The 22414-nt window shown below is 39.2% G+C and carries 25 protein-coding genes and 1 other annotated feature; of the genes, 6 read left to right on the top strand and 19 right to left on the bottom strand.

What is annotated here, in order from left to right:
- Positions 1 to 13: 13 nt before the first annotated feature.
- The 4 genes from RCG25_RS24995 to argS form a co-directional block, all read right to left on the bottom strand.
- Positions 14 to 1840, bottom strand: a complete 1827-nt coding sequence (locus RCG25_RS24995; protein WP_308084274.1) for an APC family permease — start codon at positions 1838 to 1840, stop codon at positions 14 to 16.
- 227 nt (positions 1841 to 2067) lie between these two features.
- Entirely contained in the window at positions 2068 to 2562 is a 495-nt protein-coding gene (locus RCG25_RS25000; RefSeq protein ID WP_308084275.1) for a methylated-DNA--[protein]-cysteine S-methyltransferase, read from the bottom strand.
- Between the two features lie 90 nt (positions 2563 to 2652).
- Positions 2653 to 3120, bottom strand: coding sequence for a DinB family protein (locus RCG25_RS25005; RefSeq protein ID WP_308081488.1), 468 nt, complete (start codon positions 3118 to 3120; stop codon positions 2653 to 2655).
- A 35-nt stretch (positions 3121 to 3155) separates the two neighbouring features.
- Positions 3156 to 4850: an arginine--tRNA ligase gene (gene argS / locus RCG25_RS25010; protein WP_308081489.1), complete on the bottom strand. Its 1695-nt coding sequence runs from the start codon at positions 4848 to 4850 to the stop codon at positions 3156 to 3158.
- 51 nt (positions 4851 to 4901) lie between these two features.
- Positions 4902 to 5114: a binding site (T-box leader), on the bottom strand.
- Between the two features lie 103 nt (positions 5115 to 5217).
- Here argS and RCG25_RS25015 point away from each other — a divergent pair.
- Positions 5218 to 5475, top strand: coding sequence for an alpha/beta-type small acid-soluble spore protein (locus tag RCG25_RS25015; protein ID WP_308081490.1), 258 nt, complete (start codon positions 5218 to 5220; stop codon positions 5473 to 5475).
- Between the two features lie 109 nt (positions 5476 to 5584).
- Complete coding sequence (locus tag RCG25_RS25020) at positions 5585 to 5833, top strand: hypothetical protein (protein ID WP_308081491.1); 249 nt, start codon at positions 5585 to 5587, stop codon at positions 5831 to 5833.
- Between the two features lie 198 nt (positions 5834 to 6031).
- On the opposite strand, the gene RCG25_RS25025 is transcribed toward RCG25_RS25020, so the two are convergent.
- The 5 genes from RCG25_RS25025 to RCG25_RS25045 form a co-directional block, all read right to left on the bottom strand.
- On the bottom strand, positions 6032 to 6604 hold the full coding sequence (locus RCG25_RS25025; RefSeq protein ID WP_308081492.1) for a TetR/AcrR family transcriptional regulator: 573 nt from the start codon (positions 6602 to 6604) through the stop codon (positions 6032 to 6034).
- 156 nt (positions 6605 to 6760) lie between these two features.
- The gene (locus RCG25_RS25030; protein ID WP_308081493.1) at positions 6761 to 8257 is read right to left on the bottom strand and encodes an HD domain-containing phosphohydrolase; all 1497 of its coding nucleotides are present in this window, start codon (positions 8255 to 8257) and stop codon (positions 6761 to 6763) included.
- A gap of 101 nt (positions 8258 to 8358) precedes the next feature.
- A complete protein-coding gene (locus RCG25_RS25035; RefSeq protein ID WP_308081494.1) occupies positions 8359 to 9141 on the bottom strand; it encodes an ABC transporter permease in 783 nt (260 codons plus the stop codon).
- A 6-nt stretch (positions 9142 to 9147) separates the two neighbouring features.
- The gene (locus tag RCG25_RS25040; RefSeq protein WP_308081495.1) at positions 9148 to 9951 is read right to left on the bottom strand and encodes an ABC transporter permease; all 804 of its coding nucleotides are present in this window, start codon (positions 9949 to 9951) and stop codon (positions 9148 to 9150) included.
- Complete coding sequence (locus RCG25_RS25045) at positions 9948 to 10925, bottom strand: ABC transporter ATP-binding protein (RefSeq protein WP_308081496.1); 978 nt, start codon at positions 10923 to 10925, stop codon at positions 9948 to 9950. The genes RCG25_RS25040 and RCG25_RS25045 overlap by 4 nt, the downstream gene beginning before the upstream one ends.
- Before the next feature lie 174 nt (positions 10926 to 11099).
- On the opposite strand from RCG25_RS25045, the gene RCG25_RS25050 reads away from it, so the two are divergent.
- Positions 11100 to 11600 (top strand): nuclease-related domain-containing protein, encoded by a 501-nt coding sequence (locus tag RCG25_RS25050; RefSeq protein ID WP_308081497.1) that lies wholly within the window; start codon positions 11100 to 11102, stop codon positions 11598 to 11600.
- A gap of 1084 nt (positions 11601 to 12684) precedes the next feature.
- On the opposite strand, the gene RCG25_RS25055 is transcribed toward RCG25_RS25050, so the two are convergent.
- The 7 genes from RCG25_RS25055 to RCG25_RS25085 all read right to left on the bottom strand — a co-directional run bounded on the left by RCG25_RS25055 (position 12685) and on the right by RCG25_RS25085 (position 17933).
- Entirely contained in the window at positions 12685 to 13380 is a 696-nt protein-coding gene (locus tag RCG25_RS25055) for an AIM24 family protein (RefSeq protein ID WP_308081498.1), read from the bottom strand.
- 107 nt (positions 13381 to 13487) lie between these two features.
- Positions 13488 to 14408, bottom strand: coding sequence for a class I SAM-dependent methyltransferase (locus RCG25_RS25060; protein WP_308081499.1), 921 nt, complete (start codon positions 14406 to 14408; stop codon positions 13488 to 13490).
- A 131-nt stretch (positions 14409 to 14539) separates the two neighbouring features.
- On the bottom strand, positions 14540 to 15283 hold the full coding sequence (locus RCG25_RS25065) for a hypothetical protein (protein ID WP_308081500.1): 744 nt from the start codon (positions 15281 to 15283) through the stop codon (positions 14540 to 14542).
- Positions 15284 to 15285: 2 nt separating this feature from the next.
- Positions 15286 to 15999 (bottom strand): hypothetical protein, encoded by a 714-nt coding sequence (locus tag RCG25_RS25070; protein WP_308081501.1) that lies wholly within the window; start codon positions 15997 to 15999, stop codon positions 15286 to 15288.
- An 86-nt stretch (positions 16000 to 16085) separates the two neighbouring features.
- The gene (locus tag RCG25_RS25075; protein ID WP_308081502.1) at positions 16086 to 16406 is read right to left on the bottom strand and encodes a hypothetical protein; all 321 of its coding nucleotides are present in this window, start codon (positions 16404 to 16406) and stop codon (positions 16086 to 16088) included.
- A 508-nt stretch (positions 16407 to 16914) separates the two neighbouring features.
- Complete coding sequence (locus tag RCG25_RS25080; RefSeq protein ID WP_308081503.1) at positions 16915 to 17250, bottom strand: outer surface protein; 336 nt, start codon at positions 17248 to 17250, stop codon at positions 16915 to 16917.
- 212 nt (positions 17251 to 17462) lie between these two features.
- Positions 17463 to 17933, bottom strand: a complete 471-nt coding sequence (locus tag RCG25_RS25085) for a DUF2691 family protein (RefSeq protein ID WP_308081504.1) — start codon at positions 17931 to 17933, stop codon at positions 17463 to 17465.
- Between the two features lie 304 nt (positions 17934 to 18237).
- Here RCG25_RS25085 and RCG25_RS25090 point away from each other — a divergent pair, with 304 nt between their 5' ends.
- The 3 genes from RCG25_RS25090 to RCG25_RS25100 all read left to right on the top strand — a co-directional run bounded on the left by RCG25_RS25090 (position 18238) and on the right by RCG25_RS25100 (position 20544).
- Entirely contained in the window at positions 18238 to 18840 is a 603-nt protein-coding gene (locus tag RCG25_RS25090) for a hypothetical protein (RefSeq protein WP_308081505.1), read from the top strand.
- 518 nt (positions 18841 to 19358) lie between these two features.
- Positions 19359 to 19685: a hypothetical protein gene (locus RCG25_RS25095; protein ID WP_308081506.1), complete on the top strand. Its 327-nt coding sequence runs from the start codon at positions 19359 to 19361 to the stop codon at positions 19683 to 19685.
- A 19-nt stretch (positions 19686 to 19704) separates the two neighbouring features.
- Positions 19705 to 20544, top strand: coding sequence for a tyrosine-type recombinase/integrase (locus RCG25_RS25100; RefSeq protein WP_308081507.1), 840 nt, complete (start codon positions 19705 to 19707; stop codon positions 20542 to 20544).
- Positions 20545 to 20618: 74 nt separating this feature from the next.
- On the opposite strand, the gene RCG25_RS25105 is transcribed toward RCG25_RS25100, so the two are convergent.
- From RCG25_RS25105 to RCG25_RS25115, 3 genes are all read right to left on the bottom strand, one after another.
- Positions 20619 to 21434, bottom strand: coding sequence for a lipid II flippase Amj family protein (locus RCG25_RS25105; RefSeq protein ID WP_308081508.1), 816 nt, complete (start codon positions 21432 to 21434; stop codon positions 20619 to 20621).
- A 202-nt stretch (positions 21435 to 21636) separates the two neighbouring features.
- A complete protein-coding gene (locus RCG25_RS25110) occupies positions 21637 to 22011 on the bottom strand; it encodes a hypothetical protein (RefSeq protein WP_308081509.1) in 375 nt (124 codons plus the stop codon).
- 86 nt (positions 22012 to 22097) lie between these two features.
- On the bottom strand, positions 22098 to 22361 hold the full coding sequence (locus RCG25_RS25115) for a hypothetical protein (RefSeq protein WP_308081510.1): 264 nt from the start codon (positions 22359 to 22361) through the stop codon (positions 22098 to 22100).
- Positions 22362 to 22414 lie beyond the last annotated feature (53 nt).

Consider the following 22414-nt stretch of genomic DNA (forward strand, 5'->3'; position numbering starts at 1 on the left):
TCTCCACCTTCTTTTATTTTTTAAAATGAAATGGCAAGGTGGCCACAATCACTCTCTTTTTAAAAATGAGGTAGGTACGGATTAATAAGCTTGATTGATTATGCAATATGTTATGCCAGCTTTTCTTGGTAATGAATTGCGGAATCAGCACCGTTACTCGGTAATTGTTTTCACTCGCCTTGTGTTCTACCGTATCAATAAACTTCGATAATGGCTGTAACACACTGCGATAATGTGATTGCAGTGTCACCAGCCGTACATCAGGCTGCCATTGCTGCCATTTTTCCTCAAATCGTTTTTCATCTTCACGATCAAAGGAAATATACACAGCAAAAATTTGATCAGTAATCGACTTGGCGTAGTTAATTGAATTGGCAACGACCTTCGTAATCCCTGCGACAGGCACGATGATGACGTTACCTGAAATGTTATAATCACAATCCCCCGGTTGAATTCTTAATTGTTCTCCTACCGCTTCATAGTGATTTTTAATTCTTAGGAAACCTATGACAATCAACGGCAAAAAGATGATAACAAACCAGACTTGATTTAATTTCGTTACGAAGAAAATGATTAAAACCGTTAACGTGATTAGAGCTCCAATTAAATTAGATGTCAATTTTGCTAACCAACCTGATGGTTTTTCCCTGATCCACTTTAAGATCATTCCCGTTTGCGACAAGGTGAATGGAATAAATACCCCAACCGCATAGAGTGGAATAAGGCTCTCCGTTTTCCCCTGAAAGGCAATAATGAGCAGGATCGAAGCAATTCCTAAAGAAACGATCCCATTTGAGTAACCGAGACGGTCCCCCCTAATGGTAAACATCCTTGGCATATACTTATCCTTTGCCATGCTAAAAGCTAGTAACGGAAAAGCAGAGTAACCGGTATTGGCCGCAAGCACCAATATCAGGGCAGTTGTACCCTGGACGAAAAAGTAAAGATAGTTTCGACCAAACGTTTCTTTGGCAATTTGAGAAACGACTGTTTCATCATGCTTTGGCGAAATTCCGTAATAATACGCCAGAAAAGTGATTCCAGAAAACAGGATCGCTAAAAGTGTACCCATTAGGACTAGTGTTTTGGCCGCATTCTTTGGAGCAGGATCTTTAAAGTTTGGAATGGCATTGGAGATAGCTTCCACACCCGTCAAGGCAGAGCATCCCGAAGCAAATGCTCGGAGCAGCAGGAATAAGGTAATCCCTTGAACCGGTGCCCCAATCGCCGCATGCTGAGCAGTTGGAGACACATCACCAGTCATAATTTTATAAATTCCAACTCCTATTAAAACAAAGAGACCAACCACAAACAAATAGACTGGATAGGCTAAAATTGATGCTGACTCCGTTAGCCCCCGCAAGTTTAGGATGGTTATGAGAACAACCAATACACACGCAATTAGCACTGTATGGGTATGCAGGGCAGGAAACGCCGAAGTAATCGCGTCCGTTCCTGCGGATACACTAACAGCCACGGTTAATATGTAATCAACTAGCAAGGAGCCTCCAGCAATTAATCCCGCTTTCTCCCCAATATTTTCTTTTGATACAAGATAGGCTCCGCCACCCTGTGGGTAGGAATAGATAATTTGTCGATAAGATAAGATGAGTGCAGCTAAAAGAAACAAAACGCCCACCGCAATAGGAATCGAGTACCAATAAGCAATTACGCTAATCGTTGCCAGTACAATTAATATCTGTTCAGTCCCGTATGCTACAGATGAAAGAGCATCTGAGGACAAGATCGCTAGTGCCTTAAGTACGTTTAATTTTTGTTCACCTAATGCCGTTGACTTTAACGGCCGGCCAATTAACAGCCTCTTAAAAGAAGAGAGCACGTGATTCACCCACCACATTCAAAGTAGAATTACCGATTGATTTTATCACAAGATAACAGCGAAGTTGAAGTGTTTTCTTTTTGACAAGTAACTATTCCAATTAACCTTCATCCCTTTTTCTAGTTTAGAGTACCCTCTTTTAGCGCCATTAACCCGTTTCGGCCATTCTCGCATAAGAAAAGCATGAAGAAAATAATCTTCATGCTTAGTGTACGATTAAGTAAATTTTATTGGGTAATGAGGCAGCCTTCAATCTCTAACAACATTTTTTTAATAGGCGTATTCGTCCCTGCATACCCTACCAGACTTCCGCTTTTTCCAATCACACGATGACAGGGAATAAAAATGGGCAGCTGGTTCGCTCGATTGGCTTGTCCAACCGCTCTAACTGCTTTCGGATTTCCAATCATTTCTGCTACTTCTGCATAGCTCTTTACTTCACCATAAGGTATAGATTGAAGTGCCTGCCAAACCTGCCTTCGAAAATCTGTCCCCTCTATGGATAGCGGCAGATCAAAATCCTTCCTTTTTCCGTTGAAGTATTCGTCCAACTGACGAATCGCTTCGCTACATAGTGCCTGGTCTTCAACCATGTCCGGATGATCGTTCAAAAACTTTTCCCAATCTTCCTCAAATAATTCCACTCGCTTAATCCCATCAGTATCTGCAATCACTCTTATTTTTCCAAATGGAGACTGATACTCGGCATAACCTAGAGTCATCATTTCACTGCCTCTCTTGTTTTCTATACTCCCATTATACAAAAAGAAAGAAGAATCGGTATACGACTCTTCCTCTTTTAGTTGGCCCTATTATTTTACTTGGACTGCTTTAATCATCCGTTTCATTGCTTGCATCTGGCCCAAGTGAAGGGTTTCATGAAAAATAGCAAAATTGGTTAGCTCGCCAAAGGTTTCTTGACCAAGGAATGGCGTTTTTAGCTTGGCATCAAAACTTTCTACTGGAATTTCTTTGATTCTACCCAGTTGTTCTTTTAACTGCTCTACCAACACCTGTACGGACGGAACTTCTCCCTGCCAATCAGCTGGTTTGGTTCCATTTCCAAATACCTCTACGTAGTTAACTGGTAAGTTGGTTGATTTTTTAGGAAAGCCAAACATAAATTGTTCTGCCACTGTTAGAACATGGCCAACATGCCAGTGAAGGGTATTATTGAAGCCTTCTGGCTGCACATCGACCATACTCTCTTCCAGCGCTTCTACATTCTTAACAAAATTTCCCCTTGCAACCTCATAGCTCTTAAATAATAATTCACTCATTTCATTGCCCTCCCTTTTTCCATATCTCTATTTTATTACATTTCCTCCGGTGCTTCTATTCCTAATAAACGCAGGCCTTCCTTTAGAACGACTGTGACTGCCAAGACAAGCGCCAATCGAGACTGTTTAGCTGGATTCTCTTCTAAGATTTTTACTTCTGCATAATACTTGTTAAAGGCTTGGGCAAGGTCAACACTATATTTCGCTACTTGTGATGGATCAAAATTCTCACAGGCCCTTTTAATCGCTGGTGCAAATTCCATTAGCAGGCTTGTCACCTTCCATTCCCTCTCCCAGGAATAATCATATGCTAGGGAATCCATTTTAGAATACCCATTTCCTTTTCTTAGTATGGAACACGCCCGAGCATACGTATATTGGAGATAAGGTCCTGTCTCCCCTTCAAATCTCAGCATTTCCTCGAGCGAAAACTCGATATCATTCATTCGGTTGTTCTTTAGGTCATGAAAGATAACAGCTCCAACCCCAACTTGTTTGGCTACTTCATCTTTGTTCCCGAGGTTTGGATTTTTCTCCTCAATATTATGTCTTGCCATCGCAATCGATTCATTTAGGACTTCCTCTAGTAAAACAACCTTCCCTTTACGAGTCGACATCTTCTTGCCGTCTTTCAGCATCATCCCAAATGGTACATGGACCATTTTTTCCGCCCAGTCATATCCCATTTTACCTAACACAGCTATCAACTGTTTAAAATGAAGACTTTGTTCATGTCCTACGACATAAAGGGATTGAACAAAGCCGTAGTTTTCTTTACGATAGAGGGCCGCTGCTAAGTCCCGCGTTGCATAAAGTGTTGCCCCATCGGATTTTTTAATTAAGCACGGTGGCAGCTGCTCCTCCGTTAGTTCAACCACCTGCGCTTGATCAGATTCCACTAATAACTGTTTCTCCTCTAGGAGCTTTACAATGCGATCCATTTTATCATTATAAAAAGCTTCTCCCGCGAACGAATCGAACTGGACGTTCATCAGCTCATAAATTCTTGAGAACTCCTTTAAAGACTCGTCACGGAACCATTTCCAAAGCATTAATGCCTCTTCGTCTCCGTCTTCAAGCCGCTTAAACCAGCTGCGTCCCTGGTCTTCCAATGCGGGATTTTTTTCTGCTTCCGCATGGAACTGAATATACAGTTGAAGCAGCTCTTTAATAGGGTTCTGTTTGACCTTTTCGGCATCTCCCCACAGCTGATAAGCGGTAATTAATTTTCCGAATTGTGTACCCCAGTCCCCCAGATGGTTGATCTTAATCGGTTGATACCCGCATTTTTCAACAATATGAGCTAGAGCATTGCCGATTACCGTTGAACGTAAATGCCCCATTGAAAACGGCTTGGCGATATTGGGTGATGACATATCAATCGTGATGTTGCCTCCGCCGCCGAAATCCTGTGAGGCGAAATTTTCTTCTTGAGCGAGGACATCCTTCACTAGTTTTTCAGAAACAAGCTTTTTATTTAAAAAGATATTTAAGTAGGCACCCACTACTTCTACGTTTTCAAATGTGGCTGACTGGATTTTCTCACTTAATTCTTGAGCAATGAGGTTTGGCGATTTACGTTTTAGCTTAGCTAGTGTAAAGCATGGAAAGGCAAGATCACCGTGTGATGTGTTTTTAGGTTTTTCAATCATGAGTTCTAGTTCGGTTAATGAAATTTCTTGATCGAGCAGTTCGTGAAGAATGGACGCAAGCTCTTTTTTAAAATTCATTCTGAAGACCTCCTAATTTATCTTTATACAACAAAAAACCCCCGTCTCTATAAAAGAGACGAGAGTTGAATTTCCCGCGGTACCACTCTAATTGTTCGTACTGAACCAGCTTTCCCTTGGTAACGGAGAATTCTCCGGCGAACCCTACTCCATTCGGGTCCACATCTCAAAAGTGCGCTTCGTTATCTATTCCGTATCAGGCTTCCACCACCCCTGATTCGCTGCAACATCCTAGGTAACTACTCTCTTTTTCATTGACTTTTCCGACTTTATTATCAGTTATTATACTGGAAGGAAAAGGATTTATCCACTCATTACTGATTATTTTTTTTAATAAGGAAATTCTATACCTAAAGGAGGGATTTACTTGGCTAGAAGAAGAAATAAAATACTCGTTCCTGAGGCACGGAGCGGCTTAGATGCCCTTAAGGCAAAAGTCGTTCAATCACAAAGCCCGGAGGAGGCGAAGTTTGAAGCGGCCGAAGAGATGGGCGTTCCTTTACAAAGAGGCTACAACGGCAAGCTCACCTCTGAACAGGCAGGAAAAGTAGGCGGAAGGCTTGGCGGCAGTATGGTCCGCGAACTTGTAAAAATGGCACAGGAAAACCTAACGAAAAAACAGTAAATGTGTCTAAGGGGGTCAGACCCCATTTTTGGTCTGACCTCCCTATTTTTGAAAAAAAGTTTGACAATTCTGTGACAATTGATAGAATATTCTTAACAAGGAGTTGATAATGATGCGTGAAATACATTTAAAAAGCATTTTTACTTTTAAGAGGACCGCTATTTTCGGGAGTATGTTAGGCATTATTCTTATATTGTTCGGACAATTTGTAAACGGTTCCAATAATGCTTATCTTTTAACTGCGCTTGGATTTGGTATCCTCTTAGGCTCAGTAGTCAATTACCTGTTTGGAACCTTTTTAAGTTTAATGGAAGAATACATTGCCAACAGCAAAGTGGCACCTACTAAGATAAAGTGATAAGAAAAGCGGAAGTGCCTTGATCAGCCCCGACAGGCAAATGTTCTTCTGCAAAAAAAAGTCTCTCTTTGACTTTTATTGCAGAAGGTTATTTGACCTGAGGGGCTAGGCACTGGAGCTGGACAATTCTCGAAGTCATTTAATACTTTCTTTTAACCACAAAAGACTTGTGCAGGTTGGATGCACAAGTCTTTTTTTCTATATGGTTAGGCCTTTTAAAAAGAATACCTTAATCACTTCCGCTATTTGCTCGGAGCTTAGCGGTTCATGATGTCGCTCCCAATCGGAAACAAGAGCGATGTACATTTTTAACAGAAGGAAGCTCGTTAACTCGATGTTTGTTGCAGGTATAGATCCTTTTGCAATGGCAACTTCAATTTTCTCCTTTAAATAGGTGATAATCTCATTTTCCACATGCTGCAGCATCTCGGAAACCGCGATCGTTCCCATTTCCGATTCCTCTTGAACGAGCTTAATCATTAGCTGGTGCTGTGAACGGAATTCTAATAAGCGATAGAGGGCACGATGAACTTTTTCTGTAAACGGCAGATCCGGTTGAATGACGGCCTCTGCTTCTGCTATCATTTCTTTTACTAGCGTGGAAATGATTTCTTCAAATAATTCCTCTTTATTTTTAAAAAAGGTATAGATGGTCCCTTTCCCCACATTGGCGAGCTTCGCGACCTGGTCCATGGTTGTCGCTTTGTAGCCAAATAATGAAAAAGACTTTGTTGCAGCCTCTACAATCATCTTTCTTCTATCGGGTGCCATTCAGACCTCCCTCCTTTTTGACTATTTTAGTTCTACGGTCATATGGATAGTTTCACTATAGCACAGCTCCATAGTGGTTTCAAACCTCTGGAAATTTGTTTGTAAAAATGACAAAAAACGTGACCAATCCAAATACCGGTCATGTTTCATTGATTTTTATGCTAGGTTTCGAGCCATCCCTCTTTTTAATTCTACAAAAATTTCAGCGAACAGCGGGTCCCATTGCGTACCTTTACCTTCATGAATAATCGTTAAAGCTTTGTCGACCGGCATCCCACTGCGGTAAGGACGATTGGATGTCATCGCATCAAAGGCATCTGCAACCGCGATAATTCTTCCAAATTGAGGAATATTTTCACCACTGAGGCCCTCAGGATAGCCTTTTCCATCATATCGCTCATGATGGTACAGCACACCTTCTACTACAGGTTGAAGGTCAGAAAATCCCTGAACCTGTTTAATAATATTTCTGCCTATTTCGGGATGTCTTTTAATTGCCGCGTATTCCTCATCCGTTAATTTCCCATCCTTTAAGAGGATTCGGTCCGCAACTCCAATTTTTCCAATATCGTGTAAAAGTGCCGAGGTTTTTAAAAGCCTTAGCTCTTCCTCATCTAATCCTGCTTTCTCCCCTATTTCTAGTGAATAAGCAGCAACTCGGGTAGAATGACCAAATGTATATTGGTCCCTCGCATCTAACGCAGCTGTCATACTCTCTAAAAAACTCGCAAACATGGCCTTGTTTTTTTCATCGCGACTCTGGATCGCATCAACCATATGGTTGAATCCGTTTACTAGCCCTGCGAATTCATCAGAGTACAAGGCATCGGTTTTCACCAAGGACCCTTCCTGGACCTCTCGCATGGATTTCCTGAGCTGGACGATTGGCTGATGAACATCTAGAAACAGCAGCTTGGCTCCATAGTAGGCAAAGATAAGACCCAGCACAATAATAACGGCTGCCCAACTCCAGAAGCTTTGGCTTGAGTTTTCCGTAATACCCAGTTTTACTTGGGTAGCTAACCCGAATAAAAGAATCGGAAACACTGAAATGTAGAGGAAACTAAACTGAAACTTGCGCTTGATTGAGAGAACCATTTTCCCTTTTAGCGTTTGCTTTTCTCCAAATTGGTTGATGGCTATTTTCTCCACTTTTTTTAATAAGGGCTGAACGGCCTTGATGGCCAGGAAGAATTCAATAATTCCGTGCATCCCTGCCACAAGCGTAGCCCCGGCCATTGCTAGCAAAATATAATAATAATGAAGGTGTAATAACTGCAGTTTAATGGCAAGGATTGTTAGAACCATGGCAGGAATGGATAGGCCTAATAAATGTGGCCCCATAATTCGCTTGAATGTCACAAGTGGAAACTCATGCAAATAATCAAACACACGTTGCAAACCTGCAAATTCGTGTATTTCTTTCGTGAATACATCAGAAATAGGCTTCATGTCCTTAGAAAATCGAAGGAATTCTAGTATCATCATAATGATAAAAGAAGTTCCTAAAATCCCTAACATATACAAATATTCAGTTCTTGTAAGTGTTAAAGTGAAAAAGATAAAGACGCCGCCAACGACTCCAACCGCTAGCGATGATCCTATTAAATAGTTTTTTAACAATTGCTGTCGAAATCGTCTATATTCATTCATACATTATGGGCCTGCTTTCAGCAAAACTAGATTTGTACCAATTATTATAAACGAATCCCCTATCGTTTGTATCTACAACTATCTTAAATAGGGGGGAAAATTTAGGATCCCGTGGACCGATAATGCCTTACCCCAAACTGCCAGACCAGAAAACACGGCAGAATAAAGAGGCTCCCGGCTACTGGTGTGAGCAGGTAAAGAACCCCATCCCCCTCACTTTTTCCGAGAATATACAGTAGGGGCAAATAATTGACGGTGCCAAATGGAATCACATAGGTAAAGAAACGGGAGACCCATTTTTGATAGATATTAAGAGGATATTGGGCCATCTCCCGGCCTCCATCGGTAAATATATTTGCTACCTCTAAACCTTGTACGGTCCAAAAACACATGGTTGCTGCCAGCATATAAATCCCGGTAAAGATAAGCACCCCGCTAATTATCATAAATATAAGTGTCAACATTTTTATTGGCGTCCAATCGATCGGTAGATTCATTACTGCCCAAATTAATACAAACAAACTTTGAAGCAGTCTTCCAAATCTCGTAAACTCGAATTGGGAGCCCAATACTTGGACAAAGGTACTTCTTGGTCTAACCAGTAGCCGGTCAAAGTCTCCTTTTATGATGAGGCTTGAAAAGGTATCAAAGCCCCGAGCAAAGCATTCACTTAAGGCAAAGGCCATGTGAATGATCCCGAAGCAAAGGGCTACCTCGAATAACTGCCACCCCTTTATTTGACCAAATCGCTCAAACAATAAGTACAAACCTGCAAAAATGGCGAAAGGAATAAAAAATTGCCCTAACGACAGCAGCAAGAAAGACGTACGATACTGCATTTGAGATTTAAAGAGTATTTGTAAGTATTTAAAGTATAGTCGCAACCTACATCAACCTCCCTGAACGACGACTTTCCTTAAAATCAGGTTAAGTGCGCATCTTCCTAATACGACCAGTACAGCTAAATAGGCAAGCTGAATGAGGATTCCGTTGATGGCAGCCTGCCCGGAGATATGCCCCGAATAGACTCTGAACGGAAAATCAGCTGTCCAGCGGAACGGAAGGATATTGGCAATAGTCTGAAGCCATGACGGCATGAGCGGGACTGGTATGATTAAACCTGCAAAAAACTCCCCGAGTACACTAAATAATAGAAGAGAGCCGACTGGTGACATCGTTACAAATACGGATATGTATAAGAACATAGAAATAGCAATTAACAGAAGCAATCCTAATAATAAGGTGATGATGAATAGTATAAGTGTAGTGACACTTGGCGGTATCGTCAGTCTGTAAGTGGCAGGCAGAAAGAGAGCAATGATCAGTATGGGAAAGCAGCGCAGCAGCGCACTCGACAGCCGTTGGGCTAGCAGCTTCGCATACCAAAATCCATAGAGCTCCCAAGGACGGCAAAGCTCATACGCAATGTTCCCACTTGTAATCAGTTCAAACAGTTCATTATCGCGGAACCACATGGTAACAAAAACAAGAAAGGCCTGTTGCAGCCAAACATATGTAATTATTTGTGGTAAGGATATGGGCGGTGTTTTGGTCGCATGTTGATAGAAGGCTTCGAACACCATAATAATGATAATACCCCAAAAAAATTGTGTGGCTACTCCCGCAAATGCACCTGTTCGATACTGCATCCCCATGTTAAGCCTCAGCTTCAAAAAGGATACATATGGTCTCATATTTGGTACTCCTTATATAGCTGGACAATAATATCCTCGATCGGTTGTGTCTCTATGGTCACATCTTGGAGCTCAACCTGTTTGGACAGCTGAGTAATCACATCAGATGTTTTGATCGCCTCGGTATCTACACTTAGAACAACCCGTTCAGGTGACCATGAAAGGGTTGATGTCCCTCGTATTTGAATTTGCTTTGGATTTTTTTCATAATCAGCCGTGATCGTTTTATGGGTACCAAACTGGTTTCTTAACTCATTTAGATTGCCATCGTATAACAAGCTCCCTTTTCCGATCAGAATGACCCGATCAGCCAATGCTTCTATATCGTTCATATCGTGTGTAGTGAGGATGACCGTTACGCCTTTCTCCTTGTTAATCGTTTTAATAAACTGACGGACGGCAATTTTTGAAACAGCATCAAGGCCAATGGTCGGTTCATCTAAAAATAAAATTTTGGGATTGTGAATGAGGGAAGCTGCAATTTCACAGCGCATCCGCTGCCCTAAGCTTAATTGGCGGACGGGTGATTGGACTATTGTTTGCAGTTCTAGTGTTTCAATAAGTAGATCAATGGTGGTGTTATATTCTTGCGGTGGAATCTTGTATATATCTTTTAACAGTTCAAATGAATCTAGTACGGGAACATCCCACCAGAGCTGAGAACGCTGGCCAAAAACAACCCCGATGTTTTTTACATATTGCACTCGGTCCTTCCAAGGTGTGTAGCCCATAATGCTACAGCTGCCGGTGTCCGGCACCAGGATTCCGCTCATAATTTTAATGGTGGTGGACTTCCCTGCCCCATTTGGACCGATGTAACCGACTATTTCTCCTGGATTAATAGAAAAAGAGATATCCTTCAGTGCTTCTACTATCGTATGTTTTCGGTAGAATAGAGCTTTTGCCGCCTCCCTCACTCCTGATGTGCGCTGGGCAACCTTATAGGATTTCGAGATTCCTTCTAACCTAATCAAAACGCGTCCCTCCTTTTTGAGTCACAGAGGAAAATAATAACATTCTGTGTTAATTGTTGTCAACAATATTCTGAATAGTGAAAGTTAACTAAATGTTCATTTGTGCAACACGTGTTTATAGGTGAATTTTTGTAAAATAGACTTGAGTGTTCTTTTAAAGAAAGGAAGTGGCCCATGGATGTTTTAAAGCCTCGTACCGAATCAAAGGAATTATTAGTCTGGAGGAATTTACATGCACGAAGTGAATTAACATCGGATGAAAAATATTACTATCGCACCCTTGAAAAGGGATATGAAGGTGAGTTGATGTTCGATAAGCTGACAAAGGGGCTTCAATGTGATGTTTACATTTTGAACGGTCTACTCTTTGAAATTAACAACTCTTATTTCCAAATCGACACCTTACTGATTGCTCCCCAAAAGATTTACGTATACGATGTGAAAAATTCTGAAGGCGACTATTTGTACGAAGCTGAAAAGTTTCGGAGGCTTCAGGGTGGCAACGATATTAAAAATCCATTACACCAATTGGAACGGTGTGAAACATTACTTCGCCAATTTTTGAAAAACTCGGCTATCAGTTACCTATTGATAGTCACATTGTCTTCATTAACCCTGAGTTCACCTTATATCAAGCTCCCCATGACAAGCCCATTGTATTTCCAACGCAGTTAAATCAACTTTTCAAGCGATTAAACACTATTCCTTCGAAGCTATCAAAAAGACATAAAGATCTCGCTGACCAATTAATGGCTGCGCACCAAAATGAGTATCCCTTTTGCAAATTTCCTCCCTATCAATTTGACCAACTGAAAAAGGGGAAACTATGTGCAACGTGTCATTCCGTTTCTACTTTCCAAGGAGAAAGACGTTTGGTTTGTGATGTTTGCGGCCATGAAGAAACTATAGATGCCGCTGTCCTCCGAGCTGTGGCGGAGTTAAGGCTGCTTTTTCCGGAGAGGAAGATTACTACTAATCTTGTTTACGAGTGGTGTGGTGAGGGTGAAGGTGAAGGTGGTTCACGAAAGAGGTTTGTTAGGATTTTAAGAAAAAACCTTTGTGCTAAGGGGTACGGGAGATGGATTTACTATGAGTGAGCAACATTTTTAAACAAGTAAAACTTTTGTAAGCGACTGTTTTGTGCCATTGCCTTGTCCGCGGTCTCGTAAATACACTGTACGAGACCGCTTGTCCTTTTTTTCCTTTGGCTTCGGTTGCATAGAACCGTTCTACGAACCCTTTTGCTGTTTTCTCCTTTTGCTTCGGTCGTATAGAACTCCTCTATGAACCCTTTTGCTACCTTTTCCTTTGACTTTGGTCGCATAGAGCCCCTCTACGCTACCTTTTGCTTCTTTTTCCTTTGGCTTTGGTCGCATAGGACCCCTTTACGCTACCTTCTGTTGTTTTTTCGTCCGGCTTTGGTCGCATAGGACCCCTCTACGCTACCTTCTGTTGTTTTTTCGTCCGGCTTCGGTCGCATAGAACCTCTCTACGAACCCTTTTGCTTCTTTTTCCTCCGGCTTCAGTCGCATAAAACCTCTCTACGAGACCTTTTGCCATTTCCCCCTCTGGCTTCGGTAGCATAGAACACCTCTACACGACCTTTTGCTTTTTCCCCCTTTGACCTCGGTCGCATAGAATCACCTCTCTGCGGAACCATCCTCTTCTTTTGCACTCCACACAGTCAAATAGCCTCCCCACTCAAAGAAAAAACGCCGTTTTAGCTTATTCCCTAAACGGCGGCATCTCATATAAATCGCTAGCTCTTGTTCTCAATCCTCCGAACCTCTTCGTATGGCTGCACTACAACAAATCCTTCTCCCTCAAATCTCATTTGGATGGACTCGCCGCTTCCTCTTCCAAAGAATGTCTTCAAACTGATATCCGTCTGAAACTCCGGACGCAGATTACCTGACCACGCAACCGTTGCATTTGGATCCGTAATAACAGGCTGTCCTGGTGTAACCCTTAGCGTGAGCGGTTCATAATGAGTCGTAATGGCAATCATACCCGTGCCTTCACAACGAACATTAAATAAGCCGCCAGCCATTAGCCCGGCAATCTTTTTCATTAACTTGATCTCCCACTTAATGCTCGGTTCAAATGCGAGCAGATCATTGCCGTTCACATAGATGGATTCATTATTCAAATGTAGAATAATAATCTTTTTGCCCTCATCCGCTAAATACAATTTTCCTTGGCCGCCGGCTTTCATCAACGAGGCACCTTCACCGGTGATCGCCTTCTTGAAAGCCGTACCTAGACCATGCTCCAAAATCCCTTCGCGTTCAAACTTGATTTTTCCATGATAGGCAACCATAGACCCAGCCTTCGCCCAAACCTGACCGTCGAGGTTCACCTCTAGCATTCTAGGAGTCTCCAATTCAAAGAACCCCTCACCCTTATCTACCTGCTCTGTTTTAGTAATAAATTCATTAATCGAATACTTATTCAACCTTTCCCCTCCTAAACATCCGCCATTCTTTTAAAATTTTACCATACTTTTCCTTTTAGGAAGCACACAAAAAACACCGTCCAAGTAATTTGAACGGTGTCCCCAGCCTATTTCCTCACCACTAAATGCGCAAAGTGAAAATGATCGAAGGCGTGCAGATCATCCTCTCTATCCTCGAAGTACCATTCTTCAATATTAGCCGGGGATAGATTTTCATAGACTAACATATTGCAATCCTGTAGTTCCAGGTCAAGCGTGAACGGATCAAAGCCAGTTACCATAGCTTCGCCTGTGTGGGCTGTAATCTGTCGCATTTGGATTAATTTCTTAGAGGCTAGTTCATCATTAAATGCAGTATCGTCGAGGTAATCAAAGATGAAAGAACTACCATTCACAGACAAATCAGAAACAGTAGAAAGAAGTTGATAGAAATCTTTTTTCTCAAGGTACATCACCACACCCAGTAAGCTGAAGTAGGTTAAGGTTTGTTCATTGTAAACAACCTTCTTTAACTCGTCCCGAAGTGAGTCCTTTTTAAAATCAAAAGGGACAAAGTGTACGTTCTTAGGAATTTCAATCCCCATTTCTTGGAGGCGGCTGATTTTAAAAGCTTGCGTTGCGGGGTGATCGACTTCATAGATGATAAAATCATCTGGGAGATTTTCTTGTTGTCTTAATGCAAATGTATCAAAGCCTGCCCCTAAAATCACATACTGTCTGACACCTCGTTCAATAGCTGATAGCAATCCATCCTCTGCATAACGAGCGCGGCTGACTAATTGGGGAACGGTTTGGTTATTCATCACCCACTGCAATTTTTCTTCGAATGTCTTCAAGGACTCACTCTTCTCTGGTGAAAAAAAAGCAATCGCATTCGCCCAATTCGTGCTGATTAGCTGCTTTTCTTCCTCCTTTAAAAGAGTACTGGCAACAAAATCATTAAAAATGGGTTGATTACTTTGTAAGGCATGATACCCCCTAGCATAGCAGCTGACTAATGCAGTTAAGCTTTCCTTGTTTTTCTCCAAAGAAATTCCCCCTTCCTATAGAAACAAAAAACTCCCAGCAGGATTCTGCCAGGAGTTTATTATATGACACATTATAACCATTTACAATAATGTTAAATTATAGCACAAATAAATTATTTTGTCAATAATTTTTATTGTTTTTCAATTTCTGATTCACTTAACTGCCTGACATACTCTTGATTAAAATTACCATTTTGAAAGCCGCTCCCATTTGCAGAATTCATCGTTCTCGCAACTTTCCCCGACTGATCGTAAGGAATATAGCCGAAATACATACCTGCATTAAATAGGATTCCGTTAGAGAACAGTCCAGTTTGTTCCATAGGACCAGCTTGTGAGAATGAACTCATAGACGCAGCCCATTCTTTAGGCATTTTCAACACCCCATAAGACTTTTTTTGTTCAACTTTCTTTTCAATTTGAATCCTAGGTTCATACCATAGTTGCCTATTAGCACCATGATAGCCTCTATCCCTTATCATATAAAATTTCAATTGATTCACCTGGTCATCCGGATGAAAGTTCCATAATAGGTAAAACGTAGATGGGTCATTATTGTCTATTTTCCAAACATGCACATCCCCTGTCGTTTCAATGGAAACTACTTTCCACTTATGATTTTCCCATTGCCAATAACTCACTCCATATTTATCATCCTTCGAAATAAAAGGGACAAACCGATGCCGCTCATCTATAGCGATGGAATCCTGAATGACTTTTGGTGAAGCCTCTGGGAAAACACGATGAATCTTCTCAAGTAATTGGTCACTTTTGGGAAACTCAGTTGGTTTCGAAAAATAATACCAATAAGCCAATATACTAGATGCGATAATGACTACAGCTAATAAAGGGAAAATAAATAATCTTTTATTCAATGCTAGTTCCCTCCCATTAACATTGACTCTTTAGATCGGTAATAGAGCTGCTTTTTCGGCGTAGATACTAACAAACCTTTTCCATCATCTTCTATGTAGATAATGGCATTAAGATTACTTCCCCATTTAGGAGAAAAACCAATAAGTTGATAAGGGAATTTTTCACTTTTTTTAGTAGATTCCATTTCAATTTCGTTATACCACTCGATTCCATGGTTAGCTGCAGGCCTCATATTATGTATTTGTTTTTGTAAACTTTCCTTATCTAAAGTTTGCTCATTTGCCGAAGGATAAGTTGCAATTATGGAAGCATCCACCACATGAGAGATATAGGTCGAAAGTTCATCTTCCGAGTAAAAAAATTGATGAACTGGTATAGAAAGTAACGTATTTGCTAAAAAGATGTAATTAGCAAAAAAGCCCAGCCAGGCAAATGATCGGTATCTCTCCCATCTTCCTTCCTTTCTTCTTAAAATCAAATACAAAATCCAAACACCTAATGGTAAAATAGAAAATTTCACCTGGGTGTCCGCTACATTCCAATTGATAGAAAATGAAAAGAGTCCAATATATGTACAAACAAGAATCTTCAAGACCTTTGATTTCTCAGGTATACGTCTGTAAAGCCGATAGGCAAATAGCCCGATTATGGCCCACGATATAAGTTCAAAAATGAACTCTATTAGATTAAACGAAAAATTATATGAAATATTCATCCATTCGCCTCCCACTTACATAATTCTCCAATAATATACAAATTTCCTTTAATAAAAATGCAGGAATCTAAACTCCTGCCTTAAAGCTAGTTGCTATTATCGCCCTTACCATTTAAGCCATCCAATATGGCTGGTTTTGGCGCCTCGCTACTAAGTAATCCGCTATGGCTGACACCGCTAACCTCAACATTTTTAGCCCCATTCAATATCGAACTGGTATAAGGACCTATGACTTCATCAGTTGTACTATAAATAGAGGTATATTTAACAAAAGCACCTGGAGTCTCATCCCCACTATTTAGGTCCTGTAGGAACCGGCCATCTGGCATCATTTCTCTTGCACCTGCGGTAAAGAAGCCGTAGTAGGCGCTGTTTGTGCCATGATGTGGTGAACCAAGTGTAATCACATCGTTAACCTTGCAGCATTAGCGGATTGATACACCCCAAAAACTAAGATAAAAATTGTAAACAAACTCATGACTCTTTTCATAAACAACCTCCCCATTATTAACCAATTAATCTATTAAAATTAGAAACAGTACCTTTAATTATATATTCCAATATTTATATGAAATGCCGGTATTCCCTTCCAATTTTTGAATAGAGGGGAAGGTTTTCTGCGTTACAACTTAGTCAAAAATAAAAAGCCTCGCTCCAATAAGAATTGGAACGAGGCTTCTGTTGTTTGAAAAAAAAGTCGTTTACTCCAGCAGTTATAAAACCCTACTACTTTAACACCCGAGCTATTTCAATTTAATAAAAGTCGTTTACTCAATGTAATAATTGTAATAAAACAGACCTGCTACATAATAAAAAAGTTGTTTACTCTGCTGCCGAATTTTAGGTGAACCCTTGTTCAACTAACGCACCCGTTAGTTGAGTAAAGGTGTTTAATACTCTGGTCTTTATTGGATACTACTTGAAATTTTCAAACAGATAAATAGCTTTCTCTCCTGGAGGCTGAAAAACAAGCACTTCTCTATTATTTTTTTCAAATACTTTTAATTCTCCTTCGTGATAATTTTCTTTCCACCCATTTACTCGCAATGTTAACCAATAAAGAAAACCACTAGAAGAGTATTTCAAATCTTTTGGATTATCATCATTTATGTAATTCGCAAAAAACGGAACGGGAAAATCCTGAATCTTTGATTCTTTTCCGAAACTAACATAAAGACAAGTTCCTAATACAAGCGTAAAAAGAAATAGATATATGAATAATCTTATTCTATTCATTGAATTTCTCTCCATATTAATTTTTATCCCCCTTTCAATTCCATATATAGATTTTTACATACCTAATTTTAACATTTTTTGAAGATTTAGTAGATAAATTTCCCTACCTCTTATTCAGCTATCCTGCTCCGATAGTGCAACAAGAAAAAAGACCGCCGTAGCGATCTCCATCTTTAACACTTGCCCCCATCAGTTCAAGAAACCAAACCGCACAGATTATACAGTATTTAACTAAAATACCAATCTTCTGATGTTTTAATGAATCGGAATTCTTCATATCCTTTTGACAAAATATCTTGATTAAGGAATGTTAAATATGATGGATCTTTTACAAAGATACCTACCTCACCGCAATCTATTATGACCAACATTAGAACACATTTACTTTGTATAAACTCTTGAAGGTTTGTGATTGGAGTTTTATGTATCTCTTGTATTGGAAGGTCATTAGGATATGCTCGGAGATTTAAGAATATTGGGTAATAATCCTTTTCTCGCAACTCTTCTTTTAGCTTAAGACCTGAAACAACCTCCTCACCTTCCAAAAAAGTTTGTTTCCAATCATCATTCCTTACGAATACATCATTGGTTGTAATATGCCATTTGTAATCTTCAATGTTGATAAATTTTAATATAGATTCTATCTTTAAATCTTCATACTCCTGCGGAACTATAAAAAAGACACCAATTCGTTCCATATTTGAACTTCCTTTGTTTTTAGTTTAACTTTACTACTCTTTAGCTAACCAGTCCCGTTTGTTGAATAAGAAAAAGGCTTTACTCTTTATTAAAGTAAAGCACCCGTTACTTTAAGTGAAAAATTTCACAATATATTCACTTATACAAACTTGTCACGTATTTATTAATAGGACTGAATTCTAATGTACACTGTTAATTATGTAAAACTGTTCGACTAGAAAACATTATTTATCCTGCAAAAGAATAAGGCTCACCTCCATAGTTAAGAATACGTATAAAAGAAAGAAATAAAGGGTGAGTAATGTGTCCGATTTGGATAAGCGTTTAGAACGTTTTGATCATGGTGTTCAACTTAGAGAGGAATCGAGTGAGGTATTTTTAGGGGTATGGAAGGATTATCATTTATATACCTCATTGGAATACTGGATGATGGTCGGCATGTTGGTCATCCCCTTGATTGTACTATATTTTAAAATTGATAAAACCAAACTCTTTCATATTGGTTTCTTTGGATATAGCTATCATACGACCTTTGCCTATGGGGATTTAATTGGGATGAATCAGGGAAACTGGCACTATCCATTTCAATTAATTCCCCTACTACCTAGTTTGTCGATTGATGCGAGTCTTGCACCCGTAACGTTTATGCTCATCTATCAGTGGTCGATTAACCATAAAAAGAATTACTATCTATATGCTTCCATCACTTGTGGAATATTCAGTTTCGGACTCAAACCCATACTCGTCCAATTGGGATTGTTTAGATTTTATGAGGGGTTCACTTACTACCATTTGTTGGTTGTATATCTAATCGTCGCTCTAGTTGCCAAGCAGATCGTGAATGTGTTCTTATGGGTAGAGAAAAAATATACTGGAAAAACAGGAAACACAGAGAACTTGTATTAATTTATATCAAAAAGAATTGGGTATATGCTTCAAAGGAAAATTTAAAGTTCAAAGAATATGGTATGGTCGAATAGTAACAACCTATTCCAAAACAGCCTTATAAAAAAACAACCAGCAATGAATGTGCTGGTTGTTTATCCATAGTTTCTTATTTTTCAAGCAACATCTTCGGTGAATCAATTTGCAATCAAATTAGCATCTTTTAAAGAAACGCCAGTTAATAAAATTCGTACAATTAGATCACGAATGGAGTAAACTGGTCTCAGAAAAATAATAGGCAACGCAATATCTTTCTATGCCAAAATAGGGCAATAATGTAGAACATCGAAAATTAATAATGAATTATCTTTTATCCTGTTATACACTCTAGGTAAGAATTAATGTACGAATAAATGAATAACTAATGGGAAGACCCCAAAAACGGAGTAGTCACTTTTGACTCCTCTGGTTTTTGGGGTCTTTTTTGCGTTGTTATTGGTTTATTCAATCAGTTTATTGAATAACAGGAGGAAAAACAAATGGCTGAATTTACAATAAAATCATGGTCAAACGACGCGCAACTAGATGACCTAGCAAGATTTAAGAGAGATAGGGAGATTGTTCGTAGAGTCGTTACATCAATCTCTATCATTAAAGATAAGGAAATTACGTTTTTACTACTTGAAAATGGAGTAACTGCATACTGTCCAGCAGAAGAGTTCTCCGCTCACGAGTTCCGTTCATTAAATGGATTCGCAGGTACCATGCATGTTAGTCTATCCAACATCTTATTGAACAAACCTGCCCCGTTACTTCAATACCACGTTTTCAATTCTATAATCAGGGCAATAATTCCTCTAATATAACCGAAAAGGAGGAATTATTTTGTTATTATCAAAAGCCTGGGAATTATATGAATCGGACAAAAGGATTGAAGGATTCTCTCCTCAGACATTAAATGCATATAAGCTCCAGTCCAAGTTACTGATACAACACTTTAACGATGTGGATATTCAGTCATTGACGACTGATCAACTGAAAGGATACTTAGCAAAATCCAGTGAACACCTAAAGCCATCAAGTCTAGCTCATCGAATTCGCTTTATAAAATCTTTATTTCGTTGGTCACACGAGGAAGGGCATTTACCTAGAAACCCAGCAGCAAAAGTAAAAGAACCTAAACAAGGTAAACGGATTCCGAAGTTTCTAACGGAGAGAGAAATTGAACATTTAAGGGAAGCCTGTTTAAATCCAATGGAAAAGGCATTATTTGAATTTATGTTTTCAACAGGTTGTAGAATAGGTGAAATTGTTTCTCTAGATAAAAATTGTATTAATTGGTCAAATCGTTCAGCCATTGTGCTTGGAAAGGGTGACAAGGAGAGAGAGGTATACTTTAATATAAAATGTGAAATCTGGCTCAAACGTTACTTAGACCTTCGCCAGGATAAAGATCCCGCTATTTTTGTTACTGAACGGCACCCACATAGGATGAGTATTGGACAGATGAGGTACATCATAAAACGAATATCAAGTCGGGCAGGAATTAACAAAGAAATTCATCCTCACCAACTACGCCACAGCTATGCCACACACCTTTTGAACAACGGAGCTCCCATTGATGTTATTCAAAGTTTATTAGGACACGAAAAAAGCGAGACTACAAGGATTTATGCTCAGTTAAGCGGGAGCCTTAGAAGGGAGTTTTATAGAAAATACTTTTAGATTGGATGGCAAAAGGCAACGGAATAACTCCGCTGCCTTTCCACTATTGCCCCTGTTAGTTGAACAAGAACCCATTAAATCCACTTGGCAAACCAAGCTACATAATATGCAGCAGGGATAAGTAGAAGTTGAGCCACAATTGTACCCAGAAATTTAGAACTAATCATCGTTAAAGAGTAACTTTTTAAGTAAATATAATCAGTTTGTTTTTTCATTACTCTATCAGCTAATACGGAAGCTTTAGGGTCAATGAACAAAGTCAATAAAATAGTTGCTATACCATTAATAATACCAGATGACATTAATGCTGCTTGAGCATAATCTTTCGGTACTATCATTGATGCATAAATGGAAGATAGTACCCCGATTGTAAATACAGCAGAAATGATAACATTAATCACAAAGAGTCTTTTTGGAATGGTTTTTAACGTAATCCCCTTTAGATACGAAAATCTTGGTAGCCTAAAACACAGCAATATTTTTTTAATGCTATTTCGATTGAATTGATTAACAAACAGTGCAATTATTGAACCACGTTGATTTGAAAGTTGAATAATGGCTCTTGAAAAGATATTTATGAACGTTGGAAAAAGAAGTATCCCCAACAACACTCCAATCGAGGTTACTGCGATTAAAATCCTGTATTGTTCCTCTATGTAGTGTAATTTGTCTAAATCTGGTGCTTCTGCGATAAGTTTTGCAGTAAGAGGTTGTTGTATCATTGTAGAAAACCTTGAAACAATTACCAGTGTACTAAACAAAGATAATGCAGTTGCAATTAATTTTACCCTTGCTCCTGAAATCCTTGTTGAATAAGCCAATGTCTCAATCATTGTAATTATCAATAGAAATAGAGATATTATTATGACCTTACCTGTAATTAACTCCATAAAAAGCCCCTTAAAAAATTTATTATAGCTGTATTATAAACTAAATCTTTTGTTTTGGAATTATTTAGAAGGACCCAAAGCTATAATTTTTATCAGTTCTTATTAAACTATCCTGCTTACGTTAGCTCAACAAGAAAAGATCCACCTGGTTTACAGATGGATTTTCAACTCTTGCACCTGTTAACTTAATAAGAATTTGTACTTAACGAGTAAAATGTTCTTTAAAAATCAGTTTAAAATAAGGCTTAAATTCAAATTCAATCATTTGTTGAGTGTCCTCATTAACAACTGTTAATAGCACACTTGAATGGTCTTTCTTATCTGCTGTAATTTCAAATTTATCAACCCTTTTTAGGTCCAAAAGTGATAACAATCTTTTTGTAGCACGCTGATTTACTTGTATTTTGACTTCACCATAAGAGGGAGAAAGAGTAACAATAAAGTCTTCCTCTCCATTAGAAAATCGGTATGTTGCTTTATTATAATAAAAGGGCAAGTCTTTCGAAGTGTTATCTAATAACGTTGGTTCACATTCGAATAACGAAAGAAAGTCATTTTCTTCTGGAAATATAGCCATTTTCCTATCACCTTTTTTATTACTATTTTAACAGTTTCTTGTTTAACTATCCTGCCCAGTTTGCTTAATAAAAAGGGATATGGCTATTATTGGCCTTCCAAGTCATCCTTAAAATGGTAATGCCAATGATTACCTATATCCATTCCAACCAATTCGCCTTTTTTATTAAAATAACCGAAGAACTCATCGACTGGAAATTTAAACAGCTGATAGTTGTTGTCATTCGGTAGATCCTGTAATTCCTGTTTAGCTTTCACTTCAGTTGTATATACGCCGATTGGAAAGAAATTAGGAAACCGATTTGTATTTTCGGCAACAAATATGATCCAAACATAATCAGTTTTATTCAAAGCATTTTACCCCCAGCTTCACTCAATACTTTTATGAATTCGCTGCTTTTCTT

Source organism: Neobacillus sp. PS2-9 (assembly GCF_030915525.1).
GTDB lineage: Bacteria > Bacillota > Bacilli > Bacillales > Cytobacillaceae > Neobacillus.

Coding starts and splice junctions, on each gene's coding strand:
- RCG25_RS25000 (WP_308084275.1), bottom strand. CDS start 2,562: ATGACTCTAGGTTATGCCGAGTATCAGTCTCCATTTGGAAAAATAAGA.
- RCG25_RS25005 (WP_308081488.1), bottom strand. CDS start 3,120: ATGAGTGAATTATTATTTAAGAGCTATGAGGTTGCAAGGGGAAATTTT.
- argS (WP_308081489.1), bottom strand. CDS start 4,850: ATGAATTTTAAAAAAGAGCTTGCGTCCATTCTTCACGAACTGCTCGAT.
- RCG25_RS25020 (WP_308081491.1), top strand. CDS start 5,585: ATGATGCGTGAAATACATTTAAAAAGCATTTTTACTTTTAAGAGGACC.
- RCG25_RS25025 (WP_308081492.1), bottom strand. CDS start 6,604: ATGGCACCCGATAGAAGAAAGATGATTGTAGAGGCTGCAACAAAGTCT.
- RCG25_RS25030 (WP_308081493.1), bottom strand. CDS start 8,257: ATGAATGAATATAGACGATTTCGACAGCAATTGTTAAAAAACTATTTA.
- RCG25_RS25040 (WP_308081495.1), bottom strand. CDS start 9,951: ATGAGACCATATGTATCCTTTTTGAAGCTGAGGCTTAACATGGGGATG.
- RCG25_RS25050 (WP_308081497.1), top strand. CDS start 11,100: ATGGATGTTTTAAAGCCTCGTACCGAATCAAAGGAATTATTAGTCTGG.
- RCG25_RS25070 (WP_308081501.1), bottom strand. CDS start 15,999: ATGAATATTTCATATAATTTTTCGTTTAATCTAATAGAGTTCATTTTT.
- RCG25_RS25080 (WP_308081503.1), bottom strand. CDS start 17,250: ATGGAGAGAAATTCAATGAATAGAATAAGATTATTCATATATCTATTT.
- RCG25_RS25085 (WP_308081504.1), bottom strand. CDS start 17,933: ATGGAACGAATTGGTGTCTTTTTTATAGTTCCGCAGGAGTATGAAGAT.
- RCG25_RS25095 (WP_308081506.1), top strand. CDS start 19,359: ATGGCTGAATTTACAATAAAATCATGGTCAAACGACGCGCAACTAGAT.
- RCG25_RS25105 (WP_308081508.1), bottom strand. CDS start 21,434: ATGGAGTTAATTACAGGTAAGGTCATAATAATATCTCTATTTCTATTG.
- RCG25_RS25110 (WP_308081509.1), bottom strand. CDS start 22,011: ATGGCTATATTTCCAGAAGAAAATGACTTTCTTTCGTTATTCGAATGT.